At 68.9% G+C, this 16,360-nt stretch carries 11 protein-coding genes; 3 read left to right on the forward strand and 8 right to left on the reverse strand.

All coding sequences use genetic code 11. The features are described from left to right. Positions 1 to 103: 103 nt before the first annotated feature. The gene (locus AB0J67_RS15235) at positions 104 to 3,412 is read right to left on the reverse strand and encodes a hypothetical protein (protein WP_363481966.1); all 3,309 of its coding nucleotides are present in this window, start codon (positions 3,410 to 3,412) and stop codon (positions 104 to 106) included. Positions 3,413 to 6,116: 2,704 nt separating this feature from the next. Between AB0J67_RS15235 and AB0J67_RS15240 the strand changes: the two genes are divergently transcribed. From AB0J67_RS15240 to AB0J67_RS15250, 3 genes are all read left to right on the forward strand, one after another. Next, entirely contained in the window at positions 6,117 to 6,599 is a 483-nt protein-coding gene (locus AB0J67_RS15240) for a hypothetical protein (protein ID WP_363481969.1), read from the forward strand. Positions 6,600 to 6,726: 127 nt separating this feature from the next. After that, positions 6,727 to 7,125 carry a hypothetical protein gene (locus AB0J67_RS15245; RefSeq protein ID WP_363481972.1) on the forward strand — a complete coding sequence of 133 codons (399 nt, stop codon included), beginning with the start codon at positions 6,727 to 6,729 and terminating at the stop codon, positions 7,123 to 7,125. Between the two features lie 284 nt (positions 7,126 to 7,409). Next, on the forward strand, positions 7,410 to 7,844 hold the full coding sequence (locus AB0J67_RS15250; RefSeq protein WP_363481975.1) for a VOC family protein: 435 nt from the start codon (positions 7,410 to 7,412) through the stop codon (positions 7,842 to 7,844). A 161-nt stretch (positions 7,845 to 8,005) separates the two neighbouring features. Here the strand turns inward: AB0J67_RS15250 and AB0J67_RS15255 are convergent, their stop codons facing one another. The 7 genes from AB0J67_RS15255 to AB0J67_RS15285 form a co-directional block, all read right to left on the reverse strand. Then, positions 8,006 to 11,704 (reverse strand): M4 family metallopeptidase, encoded by a 3,699-nt coding sequence (locus AB0J67_RS15255; protein ID WP_363481978.1) that lies wholly within the window; start codon positions 11,702 to 11,704, stop codon positions 8,006 to 8,008. A 126-nt stretch (positions 11,705 to 11,830) separates the two neighbouring features. Beyond that, positions 11,831 to 12,151 carry a hypothetical protein gene (locus AB0J67_RS15260; RefSeq protein WP_363481980.1) on the reverse strand — a complete coding sequence of 107 codons (321 nt, stop codon included), beginning with the start codon at positions 12,149 to 12,151 and terminating at the stop codon, positions 11,831 to 11,833. 46 nt (positions 12,152 to 12,197) lie between these two features. Next, the gene (locus tag AB0J67_RS15265; protein WP_363481983.1) at positions 12,198 to 13,091 is read right to left on the reverse strand and encodes a polysaccharide deacetylase family protein; all 894 of its coding nucleotides are present in this window, start codon (positions 13,089 to 13,091) and stop codon (positions 12,198 to 12,200) included. An 86-nt stretch (positions 13,092 to 13,177) separates the two neighbouring features. Continuing rightward, positions 13,178 to 13,615, reverse strand: coding sequence for a thioesterase family protein (locus tag AB0J67_RS15270; RefSeq protein WP_363481986.1), 438 nt, complete (start codon positions 13,613 to 13,615; stop codon positions 13,178 to 13,180). A 10-nt stretch (positions 13,616 to 13,625) separates the two neighbouring features. Beyond that, a complete protein-coding gene (locus AB0J67_RS15275) occupies positions 13,626 to 14,255 on the reverse strand; it encodes a TetR/AcrR family transcriptional regulator (protein WP_363481989.1) in 630 nt (209 codons plus the stop codon). A gap of 39 nt (positions 14,256 to 14,294) precedes the next feature. Continuing rightward, positions 14,295 to 15,206 (reverse strand): hypothetical protein, encoded by a 912-nt coding sequence (locus tag AB0J67_RS15280; protein ID WP_363481992.1) that lies wholly within the window; start codon positions 15,204 to 15,206, stop codon positions 14,295 to 14,297. A gap of 40 nt (positions 15,207 to 15,246) precedes the next feature. After that, on the reverse strand, positions 15,247 to 16,284 hold the full coding sequence (locus AB0J67_RS15285) for an SPFH domain-containing protein (protein WP_363481995.1): 1,038 nt from the start codon (positions 16,282 to 16,284) through the stop codon (positions 15,247 to 15,249). Positions 16,285 to 16,360 lie beyond the last annotated feature (76 nt).

The following is a 16,360-nucleotide window of genomic DNA, read 5'->3' on the forward strand; positions in this document are numbered from 1 at the left end:
TCCTACTGGCGACGCCGACACCAAGCCCTCGCACGGACCAGCCACTACCGCCAGCGCGAGTTACAGCAGCTCAACCGTCAAACGTGACTGCCGTACTAGGTAATCAGAACTTTGGAGTGAGGATCAGTGCATCGGCGCTGAGCTTGACCGTTGGCCGTCCGGGCGCGTTGAGCAGCCTGACAGTGATCGGGTTACTGGTGTCCAAGGAGAAACCAATAGGACTGAGATTGATCCATGCTCCGTCCGCAGCGTGGATGGTCTGATCGATGACCACGGATTTTGGACCGTTCTTGGTCAAAATCTCGTAGCTGACCAGCCCTGTGCCTTGCCCGCTTGGGATGAACGGGACCCGAGCCCAGATTTCCCAGAGGCCGGACGCTGGCTGCTTGTGGTTGGCGACGCTGATCAACTGCCACGTCACAGAGTTTCCCGGGGTTTTCCCATCCGACCGTAGGTAGTTCTGCGAGACGCAAGTCGGACAGTCGAGGCTACTCCATGAGCCACTCGCGGCAGGCTTGGCGACATCTTGCATAGCTACAACGTGCGCCCTATTGAGCCACATGACCTCCTTGTCCTTCATGCGCTCGGACCCGGACGCAACCCAGCGAGTCATAAACTCATTGAGCGTTTTCGCGTGAGAACTTGCGGCCACGTTCATGATGTCGGAGAACGAATAATCGAGGTAGTCGTAGAGACCGTTGGTGCCCTCGAACTGCGGCCCCGTCTTGCCATCTAGCAGGTCCCACAGCGTGGCCATGACGTTTCCTTCTACATCAGAGCCGTGACGACATGCTTCAACCGGGAAGTCCGCATGGCACAGCTCAATGTCGAACTTGCCATTACCATCGTACCGAAGCTTTACGCGGCTCGTTGAGCCAGGCTCATTCTCCGCAGCTACCGCAATGAAGCTGGCGAATCCCTCTTCCCAAGCGCACGTATCGTTGCTCGGACGAGTGGCGCTGTGGGCACCACCGCAGCTCGACCCTCGGGCCAAATTGCCGAGGAAGTGCCAGAGCCTGTGGGCTGTCTCGTGTTCTGGCGTACTCAGAGCGGCGTTCTTGACATCGAGTTCGATGGTTCCGTCGAGGTTGTAGTGATTTACATCGTTAGTGTTCAGATTGATCTGTGTGCTGCCGAAGTCCGCGCCGTACAACTCGCGGACGTTGTAGACACCGACGTAGGCGTGAGCCGCCGGAGTGAAGAGGTTAGTCGTCCCCGCCTCACCGTTCCGATCGGTGAACACCGCGCTGTCAAGGAACTCCGACAACGTGGGAACGATCTCGGGCTGGCCCGGCTCGAAGACCTTGACGGAGCCGTCCTCGTTGGTCGGGTACAGGCGCAGCGCGATGTCACCGTCGGCACAGGCGTGCGACTGCAAGAAGCTGATCGACGTCGGTTCGCAGCCGTGCCACGTGTTGCCGTCCGGCAGCTGGTACCGCTGTGGGTAGATGAAACCTCGCGGATCTCCCGCCGCGCTACTGATGTCGAATCGGCCCTCTTCGTCCAGATAGCCCTTGAGGGGACTACCACTGGAACCGTCCGTCCGCACCGGACGCCACTGGACCGGATCGCTGTCGTTGCCAGCCTTTCCTCTATACCACAGCTCCCACTTCGCACCCGGCATGGCACGCATGACCGAGGTTTCCCCATCACGTGGGACCTCTATCCGTCCGGTGAGCTGTGCACGGGGAGGTTGCTGCCCGCCCGCCGATCCCTCGTTCGGGGCCAGGATGATGGCGTCGGCTTTGAGGATGCTGGTGGATCCGGTGGTGTTGCGCAGGCGGACGAGGTTGTCGCCGGCGGGATCGATGTCGAACGTTGCAGGGAGTCTGACCCAGCCGTCGGTCGTGCTGGCCTGGTTGAACGTGACCTGGCGTGTGCCGCCGGCGATGTCGACGGTGTAGACGGCGTTGGTCTCGTCACCGCCCTGGCCTGCCGGCAGCCGTACCCACACCTCGTAGTCGCCTGCTTCGGTCAGGTGACGGCCGAGGTCCCACGAGATCTCCGCCGAGCCGCCGGCCGGGTCGGTGAACCGGTAGTCGCCAGGCCTGTTCTCGCGGTAGAAGGGCGCGGACCCTCCCGGCGAGCCGCTGAGGTCCCGGCAGGTGTCACACTCGGCGTCTACCCAGGTCCCCACGACGTTGGTGGCCAGATCCTCGTCTTGCAGGTCGGTGTATTCGAGGGTGTTCATGAAGAAGATCAGCCGGTCCTGCGCCGGATGGCCGGCTCTCCACCCTTGCCACAGCTCGTCAGCGTCGACCGGCACATCGGCCACCAGGTGAGCAGTGACCGCCTCGAAGCCGTAGCCGGTGAAGTCGGCGAAGCCCTGCGAGGCGCCTTCATTGTCAGCGGTTTCGTTGGCGCTGTCTGCCAGATCCCACAAAGCAGCGGTGATACGCAGCGGGTCGCCGGGGCCCTCAGCGCAGCCGAAGCGCGGATCGTCAACGGTCAGGCACGTCTCGACCGAGTAGCCGGAAGAAGAACCTCGATGGAACGTGGGTGACTGGTCGGCTCCCCTATTGCGCAGGTTTGCCTGCACGCCGACGAACGCGGCCGTTCCGTACGCGAAAGCGCACGCATCCGACATATCAAAAGAGGGGAAGTACAGCCAGGCAACTTGAGGGCATCCCTGCCCAGGATAGGACCCGTCCGCATAGGCATGGCTGAGGAACGCCTGGGCGATGGCGCTCTCGGTTATCACCGAGCGCACAGAGGACTGCTCGTTGTGCAGGTGCACCAACCCCGTCGCCGGGTCGAAATAGGTACCCACGCCGTTCATGCGCAGGGTCACCGGCTCCTCGTCACCGGGCATGACCTCCTTCACATCCAACGCGGCCCGGTACGCCCGCGCAGCAGCCGAATCGGTCACCGGGTTCAGCTCGTCCGGGTACTGGAACCAGCGACCGACGTTCATCCTCACACTGGCGACCTTGTTCAGCGCGTCGACCACCCTGACCGACCCGTCCGCACTGACAAGATCGAACAGCAGGTAGACCGAATTGTGCGTGCAAGCATTCCTTTCAACGCCCGGGAACGAAGGAAGCCCCTGAAAATCCTGGCATCCGGGATGCCACCCAGTCTCATCGACAAACAACCACGGATACTCGAACGTCGCCGCGAACGTTCCATCCTCGTTGACAGAACCCACCACCGGGTCACCCGAGCCGTCGGTCACCGGAACCCCCACAGCGCCACCGTAGACGTCGTGGAGAACCCTGAACGGAATCCTGCCCAGACCCAGCGCGCCGACCCCGTCATCGGCCTTGACCCTCACCGACCCGTTCACCGTCACCACCGGCCGCGGACAAGTCAAACTGAAGCAAGGAACGTCCCGCACCGACGCATCATCACCCGTGGGCTTGGCCGACGCCTGACCCGGCGCCACAAACCCGGCAGCCAACAACGACACCACCGCTGCTCCCAGCAACCACAATCTTCGGTGAGACAACCTTCCACCCTTCAGGCGCAATTTCGCCCTCCCGATTTGAGGCAATTGGCGCGATCTCATCGCTCACAGCACTTGCCCGCAGCAGAAGGCCTGGCAGCAGCCAATACGACAGGATCCCATCGACGGTTCCATGACACACCACCCGATACTCGAAGGCTGCAACCCGCTTTAAGCTGAATTGCCGGGTTCACTGGGAATTGGGGACAGTGGTGGGTCATAGCGATGACAACCTCTCTTCGGCCCCTCAGCGGCTCCCCCGCGCGCCGACAGCGCAGCCGCCCACGCCGCCCCTGGCGGAGTGCGCCAACGAGGCAGGACCGCATGGGTTGACGGACGAACAGGCCGTCCCAAAGTCGCCCGAGGCCGTCACCACGCCCTTGACGTCGACCAACGACACCCAACGACACCCAACAACGACTGCGTTCGACAGCTGGTCGCCAACTGGATTCATGAGGCCAGCGGCCGAAAGAGGCGGTCACCGCGAGACCCGCTACTGCTACGCCGACGGCTCGTACAGCAGTGCAGCAACTTCAGCAGCTGAGCCAGGCCACGTCGGCGCCGAAAATGACCGCCTGACATCTCACGCGACCACAGAGAGCCGCATCGCCAGCAGTTCGGGACGAAGAGTTGCTGCGGAGCAACTCGTGTACTGCCGAATTCGCCTTTTTAGGGATCAAGGGCCGCGCAAGCGCGGCCCGCGCGCTCGCGTCACCCGCGCTGCGGCCTGGCGGCCGGTCGCGGGCACGCGGCGCGCCACCGGCGCTGTGGTCACTTTCCAAAGTCGATGTGACGACCACCATCGGCACCGGCCGACAGAACGCCTAATCCCAGCGGTGAGCCGGTGAACGGGAAGGTCTCACCCATGCGGCAGTACGTGATCGCCGTGTTCCAGCTTGCCGCTGGGGACGTGGAAACAGCCCGTCGCGTAGCCGGTCCCCCTGTGAAGCGCCAGCAGCACCGATCACCGCGGGTCAGGATCAACATGACATCAAACACGCTGGCGTACGACAGCAGAGGGCGTAACTCGCAACGGCGGCGGCCAGCAGAACAGCGCACGCCGGTGCAGAGGCTGCTCTTGCCGATGCGCCACCGGGGCTCTGCCCCGGGCCCCGTCCACCGCTGCAGAGATGCTGCGAGAAAAGACCAGGCTGTGTGGGTGGTTGGGGTGGTGATCTCCTTGCGTCGGCACCACAAGGGCGTACCGGGGAACCTCGGTCCGGGCAAGGGCCGAGCCGCTTCGCGGTCGCCTCCGCTGCGCTCCGGCGAGCCCTTGCCCGGACCGAGAACCACCCGGCTCGGTCAGAGACTGCCGCCGCAAGGAGATCACCACTCGCCCCGCGTGCGCGCGTATGCGCACAGAGTGTGGATCATCGGCGGGCCATCCACGGGCCATAGGCCGGGGTGAAAGAGGGGTCATCCAGGCCACTCGGGACCGCGTTCCACCAGGGCGAGCCGAGATCAGAGATGTTGATCTGGCCGATTCCCAAGCTGACAGTGCGGGTTCGATTCCCGTCACCCGCTCCACAAAGAAAAGCCTGGTAGGACGACAGTTCCCACCAGGCTTCTCTATTTCTCGCGATCTCTATCCGGCCGTCGTGCCCGTCGCCCCGGTCGTGCCCGTCCTCGGCCCGATCCACGGTCAGCCTTCCGGGGCGAGGCTGGTGGGGGACGAGGGTGAGGTCTACACCGCCGCCGACGACGAAGACTGACTCGGGGCTCCGCCCCGAACCCCGGCCACCGCTTCAGTTCAGCGGGAAGGTGCCAGGTCGTCGATGGGGGTGGTTTCGGTGATGATCTCCTCGCGGCGACATCACAAGGGCGTACCGGTGAACCTCGAACCGTCGGCTCGGTCCGAGACTGCCGCCCCAAGGAGATCACCACTCGCCGCGTCAGACGGAGCTGGGAACATCCCCTCAAAGCTCATCCGCAGGTAGCTCTCCGTCCCGAGCACCTGCCACATCATCAGTGAGTTGCCCGCAGGTTCGATTCTGAACCGGGCCTCGCAGCCATCAATCACATGGACGACCCACCTCTTGCACCCGGTCCAGTCGATCCGAGCCTGTACCTCGTGTCGGCCTGGACTCACCTGCACACGGAGCACTTGACCGGGTCGCACCTCGCCTACTGCGTACCCGTCCACGACGAGCCGATACGCACGAAGACGATCCCGCCAGACCGCTGGCGGCCGGTAGAACGCGATGCTGGAGAGTTCCGTCATACCGGTCATCATGCAACCTGAATACGAACCCGTTGCTCCGCCGAAGGTACGGCTAGACCAGGCACGCACTACCCTCACCCGGTTCGGAGTTCCCGGTCGTGCCCGTTGCCGAGGGAAACATCGGGGAACGCCAGGTCACGCCAGGCACCAGGTAAACGGCCTGACCTCGGCTAGTCCAGGTTTTCGGCTATGCCGAACACCACCGGATCAGGCTTTTCCAAACTGACAGTGCGGAGACGAATTCCGTCACCCGGTTCACACGAAAAGCTCAGGTCGGAAGCGTTTCCGAGCCAGGGCTTTCCTTCACCCCGAGTCCTGTCGCTGACGGGCTTCCTATCGCGGCACCCAGCGCGTCAGCGATCGCACAGTCAGCCTGGCTCGTCGCGTGCTGATAGATCCACGTCGCGGATATCGGCTGCGGACGCCTGACCGGCCGGGCAGTATGGTTCGATGCCGGATCTGCTGTGGGATGACGTCAAGGACTTCTTTGACCCTGACCTGATGGGCTCCCTGCCGGACGTGTACATCCAGAACACCACGGTCGACGACCTCCAGGCCCTGTTTGACATGGTCCTGAAGAGCTGCTGGGCCTGGGAGTTCAGCGACGGCGACACCACCGCTCCGCTGCCGACGGCGGCGGAGATCTTCGCCCGGCCGGCAGACGCGGAATGCGTGTACCTACGGGTCCGGCCCGCGCCGGACGTGTTGGCGATCTTTCGGCCATACGCGTCCGACGAGATCTGGTTCGACATCGACCTGCGCGAGCTTCAGGGGCAGGAACGCCTTGACCTGCTCTGCGGCTTTTTCACCGCCATCGGACGCCGGCTGGGCAAGCCGGTGTGCATGACGCCCGAAATGGGCCAGGAGCCTGTACTCGGATTCGAGCCCACTGCGGGTCGCGTGGTGCTGCTGGCGGACCCGCGGCGACCCTGAGCATGGCCCGGATCGTTGCTTGACGGTCACGTCTGGTTGTCGAGCGTTCCGGGTGGTGATCTCCCTGCAGCACATCACAAGCAGATCAACACTGCCAGCCGGTGCGGCGAGCCGGTAGATTCCCGGCGTGGGCCAGCCTCGAACGGATAGCTACGTCACGCACGACCAGGTCGCGCTCTGTCGACGATTCGAGGTCGAGACCGTCGCCGCGTCGCCCGCTCTGATCTCCGGCGTATCCGGGAGCATGCTCGTTCGAGGCGACGCGGGTGATGATCTCCCCTCGACGCGGTCGGCTGCCGTTTGGCCCGTGTACGGCGTCCGTCACGCGGTCGAGGGAAATACGACGGGGTGGTACCTCTGGACCGGCGAGTACTCCGACGCCGCTGACTTCTACGTGCCGTGGCACACCTCGCATCTTTACCAACAATGGCCCGAGCTGGCGCCGTATCTCGCCCTGCCGCCAGGCTGGGGGTTCGTGGTGGCACCGAACTACGAGGATGTGTGGTTCGACGCGGGCCGAGCGTGATGAGCCAACCAACTGCGGCGTCCGTGCCATCTACGCCCGCTGTCGAGGCAGGCAGCGGAGGACGGCAGCGGCATCCGGCCAGCGGCCGACGCGAGGAACTGCGTCCCCTCTGCTCAAACTAGTCTCCCATCGGCTGCCAGGCTTGGCGGCGACGCCGATCGCGTTCAGAGCGATTGCCGCAGGCTGCGTTACAGGGCCCGGAAGCGTTGCTTCCCGGCTGCCCTCGCTCGACCCGGTCGGCGGGCGCGGACCGTGCGGCCGACGGACGGCTCTATGGTGGACCGATGTCGTCGATCAAGCAGTTTCAGGTCACCTTCGACTGCGCACGGCCCGAGCGCGTCGCCCGGTTCTGGTGCGAGGTGCTGGGATACGTCGCACCGCCGCCGCCGGACGGGTTCGGCACCTGGGACGAGTACCACCGCTCGCTGCCGCCCGAGCAGCAGGACGCCTGGTTCGCCTGCGTCGACCCCTCAGGTGTCGGCCCGCGGCTGTTCTTCCAGCGCGTCCCCGAAGGCAAGGTCGTCAAGAACCGCCTGCACCTCGACGTCCGGGTCGGCCCCGGGCTCGTGGGCGAGGAGCGCCTGGCCGTGCTCGAGGCCGAATGCGCCCGGCTGGTCGCGCTCGGCGCGACACGCGTACGCCTGCTGCCCGCCGATGACGACAACGAATCGTGCCTGGTGATGCAGGACGTCGAAGGCAACGAGTTCTGCCTCGACTGAGCGGCCGCCCCCTCGTGAGTCGACTGGTGCGGGCCGGCACAGGGTCCATCCCGTGACCCCGCCCCACGAGAAAAGCCTGACAGGACGACAGTCCCGCCAGGCTTTCTCTGTGCTGCGTGTGGAAGCGGGGCGCCGTCCGGCCACCCCGCTCCCCCGGTCGATCAGGCGAGGGCGCCGCCGAAGCGCGCCGCCGCCGTGCCGCCGCCGATCAGCCCGTCCGTAGTGAACAGCTGGTTGCCGGTCGCGGTGCCGTTCAGGACGTGGATCGCGCCCTGGTCGTTGTACGCCGTCCCGTTCTCGAACGGAACGCCGACGATCAGATCGGCCTTCGCGGTCTTCCCGAGCTTGGTCAGGATCAGCGTGACACCGAACTGGTCGCCCTGCTCGGCCGCGTCGTCCACGCCGCCGGACCCCTGGCTCCAGAGGGAACCGGCGGTGACCAGACCCGAGGCCGAGCCGGGCAGGGTGGTCACCGCACCGGCGTTGGCCACCGTGTCCACAGCCTCGTTCGGCGCACCGACCGCCACGTCGGCGAACCCGTCACCGTTCAGGTCGCCGACCGCCACCGAGGCGCCGAAGCGGTCGCCCGCCTCGGCGCTGTCCGGCACGACCGGGCTGTCCTGGTCGAGCACCTGGCTGCCGGCCGCGGTCAGGCCACCGGAAGCGCCACGCAGCACGAACACGGCTCCCGCGTTCGCGGTCGCCCCGACGTCCTCGCTGGGCGCGCCGACGACGAGATCTGCCTTGCCGTCTTGGGTGACGTCGCCTGCGCTCAGCGCGAGGCCGAAGGCGTCGCCGGCCTCGGCGTTGTCCGGCACGTCGGTGACGTCCTGGTGGAACCACTGGGACCCGGTGGCCGTGAGGCCGGTGGCCGAGCCGAGCAGGATGGTCACCGCGCCGGTGTCGGCGATCGTGCCGACGTCCTCGCCGGGTGCGCCGACCGCGAGATCGGTGCGGCCGTCGCCGTTGAAGTCGCCGGCCGCCAGCGTGGCGCCGAACCGGTCGTCATACTCGCCGGTGTCGGGCACCGCGCCGGTGTCCTGGGTGAGCCAGTTGACCGTCGTCCCAGTGTTGACCAGGCCGTTCACCGACCCGTAGAGGACCTTCACGCCGCCCTTGCCGTAGGCGTAACCGGGCGCGCCCACCGCGGCGTCGGCGAAGCCGTCACCGTTGAAGTCGCCCGCGGCCACGGCCGCGCCGAAGGCGTCGTTGCCCGTGGCGGGGATGACGGCCGGAGCCGACACGGCGGCGGACTGCTGAGCCGTCAGGCCCCACGCGTGCCCGCGCAGCGTCGTGAGCGAGCCCCGCCCGTCGGGGCTGCCGGGCGCGCCCACGGCCACGTCGGCGAACCCATCGGCGTTGTAGTCGGCGGTGGCCACGGCCGTGCCGAAGCCGCCGTTGGCGGTCGACGCGCCTGCCACCAGCGAGTTGTCCTGGCTGTAGAGCTCGTCGCCCTGCGGGTTCAGGCCCGCCGAGCCGCCCAGCACGACCCGGACGTCGCCCGCGCCGGCGTGGCCGGTCACCGTGCGGCCCGGCTCGCCGATCGCCACGTCGCCGTAGCCGTCACCGTTGATGTCGTTGGTCAGCGGACGCTTGCCCGAGCAGGTGTACAGCCGCACGTTGTCGATCCACCAGCCGTGACCCTCGAAATACTCCTCATAGGACCCCAACTTGAAGCGGAGCTTGATGTTGAGGCCCGCGTAGGCGGTGAGGTCGACCCGGCTGGAGGTCCATCCCCAGCTGTCCCCGCCGAAGGCGGGGCTGCCCGGCAGCCCGGCGGAGTGCTTGTCCGGGCCGACGTCCCAGGCGCCGGCCGGGGCGAAGAAGCCGGCCTCGTCCCCGATGACGTCGATTTCGAACCGGCCACCCGTCCAGTAGACCCAGCCCTCGAATCCGGACTTGCTGTACCAGGTGTGGGGCAACGCGTACCGGTGGTCGAACGACGCGTAGATGGGACCGCTGGCCGGAAGCTGGGTGACGAAGGTGGTGTCGGCGGTCTTGGTCGCGGCCCACGGTGCTCCGAAGATCTCCGGGATGTAGAGCGCTTTGCCCGCGGAGGTGCTCGGCTGGGCGCTGTCGTCGAGGCGAGCCTCGCCGGAACCTTCCCAGCCCGGTGGGAGCGTCCCGGCGTTCCCGGAGAAGTCCTCGTGCACCAGGGTGTTGGCCGCCGCCGGGGCGGCGCAGCGCGGCGCCTGCGGGATCTGTCCCTCCTTGGCCGGCGGCGTGGACATCTTGACCGCGCCCGTGGCGTACAGCACCGACAGGCAGTTGTCGGCGGTGATGCCGAGGGCCGCGTCCTTGCTCAGCGTGGCGCACGACTGGTGCAGCGCGTACGCCAGATCGACGTAGTCGGCTCCGGACGTGAGCAGCCGCTCCGCGCCGAGCCAGATCGCCGCGACCTTGCGGATGTCGCCGATCGGCTTGATGGTGAACCCGCCGAAGGTGCCGCCGTCGGTCATCAGATAGGCGGCCTTGTTCCCCACCCCGGCGTTGTAGTCCGCGACGCTGAATCCGCCGCCCAGGTAGTACTTCCAGAGCGGGCTGTCGGTCGAGTCGGGCCGGTGATTGGCCGTCGGATCCGCCATGTTCTCGCCCCTGCCGCAGCTGCCCGGATCCTCGGCGAGCAGCCACCGCTCGGCGGCCGTGTCGCCGCCTCCGGCCGGACCGCTGTACAGCTGGTCGAACGCCTCGCCGAGCACGTCGGAGAGGGATTCGGCGATCGAGCCCGACTGGTGGGTGTACAGCAGCCTGGAGCCGCGCTCGATCAGCCCGTGGGTGAACTCGTGGCTCATCACGTCATCGCCCACGGTGCACTGGCCGCCGACGATCATCTCCGTGCCGGACCAGTGGTAGCTGCCCGTGGGGCAGCCGACCGAGGACGTGCTGCAGACACGCACGCTGGCCTTGAGCTCCATGCCCGCGCCGTCGATGCTGTTGCGGCCCAGGCTCGTCAGGAAGTCCCGGTAGCCGCCCAGCATGTCGTAGACGTTGTCGACGTTGGCGACACCGGTCGGCGCGTCCCCCTCGCCGCGGGCCACGGGGTAGGCGCCGGGGCAGGCGACCTGCGCCCACGGCACGGCCGGGTCGTTCTGGTAGTCGCAGACCTTCCGGGCGCCGCCGTCGAAGTACTCGGTCTCCGAGAAGGTCAGCGCGACCCGGCCGTCGTCGGCGTTGACCAGCACGAGCTGGTTGATGCTGTCATCGGCCGTGCCGTGCACCGAGATCCGCCACACGGCGCGCACGCCGCGGATGTCGGACGCGCCCAGCAGCGCCGGGTCGTACGCCGCCAGCTCCGGCTTGCCGGCCCGCAGCGACTTGGCGGGGGCCTTCGTCAGGGCGGCGGTGGCGGCGAGCGCGGTGGCCGAGGCCTTCGCGGCGGTGACCTTCGGTGTGGCGTCGACGGACCCGGTGCTCGTCTCGCCGTTGAGCGCCTGCAGGTCGCCGTTGCGGTCGACGGTGGCGACGAGCTCGCCGCCGATGACGGGCAGTCCGCCGATCCGCTGCTGGAACCGCACGGTGTTCGCGCCGCCGAGCGCCTCGGTGCCCGTCACGGCCAGGTCGCGGTCGCTGTCGCGTACCCCGAACAGGTTGCCGTACTGCCGCAGGTGCCCACGCGCGGCGGCCTCCGGTGTGGCCGGGGCGCGCCCGGCGACGGCAGGGGCCTTGACGGAGCGGCCGGCCGAGGGCCGGACGGTGCGGACGCGTCCGCTGTCGTCGCGGGTGACCTGGACGGCGCCGGTTGCCTGCGCATCGCCGCCGGACGGTGCGGCACTCGATGCGGGCGTGGCGGCGAGGCCGCCGACGAGGAGGGTGGATAGGGACAGAATGGACAGTCGACGCGCAGCCGACCGCCTTCGCATATTCATTTTTCCCCCATGTGTAATGCAATCTTGGCGACTGTAAGGCCGCACCACGGCGCCCGCACCTCGTCCGATCGGGGATTTTCAGGTCATTCGGTCATCGGATGACCCTGTCGGGCAGCGTCGTCAGAGTGCGCAGTGCCACGTGCCGGTCACGCCGGGTGGGTTCAGCCCCGCGGACGCGCCGACGAAGAACGCCACCGCCAGGGCGACCGAGCCGAGCAGCGCGCCCACCGCGAACGACCGGGTCGCACCGGTCCGCAGCGTCGTCAGCGCGGCCGAGAACACCAGGAACCACGGCAGCGCACCGAAGATCCCGGCGTAGAGATACCAGTCCTCCACGCATCTGCCGCCCTGGTGCCCGCTGGGCAGTAGCAGCATCACCGCCATCGGCGCCACGCCCACGACGGCACCGCAGAGCACTCTGATCACGACGATCCCCCGCATCGGGCGAGGCTATCGCCGTTCGATCATGCTGTGGGGGCGCGCCGGATCAGGCGCCGAGCACCTCGGAGAGAGTGGCCGGGCGCAGGCCGCGCTCGGCGAGTCCCTTCAGGATGTGCGGCAGCGCCTCGTCGGTGAACCGGGCGTTGGCCTCGGTGACGTGCAGGATGATCACCGACCCGGGCTTCACCTGGCCGAGCACGGCCTTGACGATGGGCCGCCAGTCGGTGGCGAACGGGTCCCCGCTGACCACGTCCCCGTCGACCACGGTCAGGCCGAGCGGCGACAGCGCGCGCAGCGCCGCCCGGTCGTGGCACAGCCCGGGGAACCGGAAGTAGCGGGTCTGGCGTCCGCCGTACCCCTCGATGATTTTGAAGGTCTTCGCGACGTCCTCGGTCATGCCGGCCGGAGGGATGCGCGGCAGGCTGTAGCAGTCGGCGGTGAAGGCCTGGTGGCCGAAGGTGTGGTTGGCCAGCTCGAACCGCTCGTTGCGGGCGAGCCGCCGGGTGATCTCGGGGTAGCGCTGCACCCACTTGCCGGTGAGGAAGAACGTCGCCGGGACCTTGCCGCGCTCCAGCGTCTCGATGACGGCCAGGTTGGCGTACGACCTGACGTTGCCGTTGCGCAGCTGCGCCAGCATGTTGTCGGTCATGTCGGCGTCGAAGGTGAGCGCGACCAGGTCGCCCCTGCGCGGCCCGTGGTCGACGACCGGCGGCAGCAGGCCGGCCTTGGTCCGGCCGGGCACCTTCGGCCCGGCGGCGGGCGACACGGCCGCGCTCGGCGAGGGGCGCGGCGGGGGTGACGGAGCGCCGCCGGTGGACGACGCGGTGGCGCTCGTCGCCGGAGCGGCCACGAACGAGGGGCCGTCCGCCTCCGGGCCGCAGCCGGCGAGCAGCGCGGCGGCGGCGAGGAGCACGGCGGGGACGACCTTGGGCAGACGCACCCGCTGATGATGCCAGCCGGCGGCGCTTCCCGCAGGCCAGTGGCGCCCGCCCGCCCGGCGGTGGACGTCGGGAGGGGTGCGCGCGGTCAGCGCAGGAGCTGCGCGGCGACGGCGCGGGCCTCGTCGGTCCACCGGGTCGGGCGGCCGGTGCGGTCCATCTTGATCATGACGCGGCGGCCGTCGGCGAAGACCGTCGCGCCGTCCTCGGACAGGAACCGGAACCCGTAGACGGCGCTGCTGGCGCCCATGCTGTCCAGCCAGAACTGGACCTGGATCGGGCCGGTCCCGCGCACCGGCGCGTGGTACGTGATGGCGAACTCGCGCACCGCGGCGATCATGTCGGGGCTGCTCGGCACGCCGTCGCGGAAGCCGTACCCGTGCTCGGCCCAGAACTCCGACATGGCCCGCTCCAGGATCAGCGCGTACCGGGCGTTGTGCATGATGCCGACGATGTCGAGGTCGTCGATGTGGACGACGGCTCGCCGGATCGTGCCGGTGGTGCTGTCCAGGGTCGCGGTGCTCATGTGGGGCCTTTCACTCGTGCGGCAGCAGGTCGGGGTCGGTGGCCAGCCCGCGCAGCCGGGCCAGCACGGCTTGGCGCGCGTCGTCGGCGGTGCGCGCGAGCAGGCGCGAGTGCAGCAGCGCGGCGACGCCCGCGGCGTCGACTTCGAACGCCAGCCGCCGCGGCACCACGTCGGCGGGCAGCTCGCCCAGCTCGACGGCCTCGGTGACCAGCCGCTCCAGCAGCGAGATCCACTCGCCGAGCACGGCGGCCAGCCGGTCGGGGACCGCGCCGGTGCGGCCGGTGGACTCGAACTCGGCGATGGCGAAGAAGCAGCCGCCGGGCAGCACCCGGTCGCTGTAGAAGGCCAGGCGCGAGGCGTGCAGCGCGAAGAGGCGGCGTACGCCGCGGGGGTGCTCCAGGGCCGGGCCGACCACCAGCCGAGCCCACTGCTCGCGGGCGTGGTCGATGGCGGCGAGCTGCAGCTCCTCCTTGGACGACCAGTGCGCGAAGAGCCCGGACTTGCTCACGTGCAGGCGCTCGGCGAGCTGCCCCAGCGACAGCCCGTCCAGGCCGGCCTCGCTGGCCAGCGCCACGGCGGCGTCCAGCACGGCGGCGCGCGTCCGCTCGCCGCGCGCCAGCCGCCCGTCAGTCCCGGTCATGGCCACAGCCTATTAAGACGACCGACCGGTCGTGCAACTTCAGTGAGCAGGTTCACCCGTCACGAGGTTCAGCCGGCGGTCGCCCGCCGTGATGGCGACCCGCTGGCCCCAGGCGAGCACCAGGTGGTCGCTCTCCACCCCGTCGGCGAAGACGACCAGCCGCTCGCTCTCGCTGGTCAGCGTGAGCCGCTGCCCCCGGCCCACCCGGCCCGCGGTCAGCTTCGCGCCGGTCGCGGGCGAGGGCCACGCCTCGCGTACGAACCAGCACAGCTCGTCGGCCTCCGGGCCGGGCAGGGTGTTCGTCAGGTTGCGGCTCAGCGCGATCGAGGCGCACCAGCCGGTGGCCCCGGTGCCGGTGCCGACCAGCACCCCGGACGAGGACTGCCGCTCCTGCTTTCCCTTCGGCGTGGTGATGACGTACCGCGCGGACTGGTGCGTCTGGTGCCCGACGTAGATCTCGTTGAGCCCGGCCAGCTGCTGGCCGTCGTCGAGGGTCGCCACCGCCATCGCCCGCTGCTGCGTGCCGGCCCGTCCCGCGAGCACCGCGGGCAGCAGTGCCGCCAGCTCCCTCGGGTCGAACCGGGCCAGCACGCCGGGGTTGCGGCCCGGCTCGGGGTTCACGCCGATCACCGGCTGCCCGGCGAGGTACTTGGCCACGTTGGCGACCAGGCCGTCCTGCCCGACGGTCACCACGATGTCCTCCGGCGCGAACAGGAACCGCGACAGGTCGTCGCGGTGCACCTGCCCCCGCCGCCAGTCCGCCGGCACGGCGGCGCCGACCGCGGCCAGCGCCGCCTCCTGCGCGGCGTGCCGCTCCGCCACCTCGGCGATGTCCCTCCCCCGCTCCCGGAGGAAGTACGCCGCGGCGGCGCGGGTGCCGTGGCGGCCCAGCAGCTCGTCGAGCTCGCTGCGCCGGGACACCACGACCACCCGCGGAGCCAGCGTCGCCATCAGTGCTCCTCCCCCTCGGGCACGGTGACCGGCCGGCGCATCAGCGGTCCGCGTTGCCCGCGCCGAAGCGCGACAGCAGGCCGGTGATCACGTCCGGGGTGACCGTGAGCTGGCCGATCTCGGGCAGCTGGCCGGCCAGCTCGCGCAGCGCCAGGCCCTGCAGCACCTCGGCCGGCAGGTCCCGGTACGCCGCGAGCTTGGCGGCCTCGGCCTCGCCCTGCGCGACACCGAGCGCCCGGACGCCGGCCGCCTTGGCCTCGGCCAGAGCGCGCTCCTTCTCCGCCTCGGCGGCGGTGAGCAGCCGGTCGCGCTCGGCACGGCCCTGCGCGTCGGCGAGCTGCGCGGCGGCGTCCAGCTCCGCCTTGCGGCGGGCGTTGGCGCCGTGCTGCTCGACGAGCTGCTGCTCGCGGCGGGCCAGCTCGATCTTGTTCTTGAGCTCGTTCTCGGCGATGCCGCGCTCCTGCTCCACGGCCTGCGCCCGGCGGGCGAAGGTGGCCCGGTCGGCCTCGACCTGGACCGCCTCGCGGGTCGGCGTCTGCAGCGCCCGCTCCAGCTCGGGCTCGGGCCGGATCGCCACCACGCGCGCGCTGACCACCTGCACGCCGAGCGCGGCCAGCCGCGGCTCCTCGCCCAGCGCCGCCGAGACCGCCTCGCGCACCGCGGCGACCTCGGTCAGCGCCTCGGCCAGCGGCAGGCGGCTGAGCAGGTCGAGCGCGGGCTGCTGGGCCAGCTCGGCCAGCAGCGTGGCGATCTGGTCCAGCGGCCGGCCGCGGGCCTTGCCCTGGTACGGGTCGATCGAGAAGTCCAGCCGGGTGACGGCGACTGCCGGCTCCGCCACCCGGTAGGTCACCGTGGCCTGCACGGTGACGTCGGTGAAGTCGCTGGTGCGGGCGTGGAAGAGCAGCGGCAGCTCGCGGTCGTCGACCGGCACTTCGCTCAGCACCGCGGTCAGCGGCCGGTACCAGAAGGCCAGGCCCACGCCCTCCCGCTTGGCGTGGCCGCGGACGCTGTGCCGCACCCAGTTGGTCGGGGTGCTGCGCAGGTGGCGCAGGAAGAAGCGCTTGGACACGTCGGCCATGGTGATCGTTCTCCTTCGGAGGTTTCCCCGGGTCCCTTTTTCGTCACCATGACGATAAGCGCCGTGCTACATTCTC

It is taken from the genome of Catellatospora sp. NPDC049609 (assembly GCF_040675365.1).
Classification (GTDB): domain Bacteria; phylum Actinomycetota; class Actinomycetes; order Mycobacteriales; family Micromonosporaceae; genus Catellatospora.

Excerpts from the sequence above, each read along its gene's own strand:
- AB0J67_RS15240 (WP_363481969.1), top strand. The coding sequence starts at position 6,117 with ATGCCGGATCTGCTGTGGGATGACGTCAAGGACTTCTTTGACCCTGAC.
- AB0J67_RS15270 (WP_363481986.1), bottom strand. The coding sequence starts at position 13,615 with ATGAGCACCGCGACCCTGGACAGCACCACCGGCACGATCCGGCGAGCC.
- AB0J67_RS15250 (WP_363481975.1), top strand. The coding sequence starts at position 7,410 with ATGTCGTCGATCAAGCAGTTTCAGGTCACCTTCGACTGCGCACGGCCC.
- AB0J67_RS15285 (WP_363481995.1), bottom strand. The coding sequence starts at position 16,284 with ATGGCCGACGTGTCCAAGCGCTTCTTCCTGCGCCACCTGCGCAGCACC.
- AB0J67_RS15260 (WP_363481980.1), bottom strand. The coding sequence starts at position 12,151 with ATGCGGGGGATCGTCGTGATCAGAGTGCTCTGCGGTGCCGTCGTGGGC.
- AB0J67_RS15275 (WP_363481989.1), bottom strand. The coding sequence starts at position 14,255 with ATGACCGGGACTGACGGGCGGCTGGCGCGCGGCGAGCGGACGCGCGCC.
- AB0J67_RS15280 (WP_363481992.1), bottom strand. The coding sequence starts at position 15,206 with ATGGCGACGCTGGCTCCGCGGGTGGTCGTGGTGTCCCGGCGCAGCGAG.
- AB0J67_RS15255 (WP_363481978.1), bottom strand. The coding sequence starts at position 11,704 with ATGCGAAGGCGGTCGGCTGCGCGTCGACTGTCCATTCTGTCCCTATCC.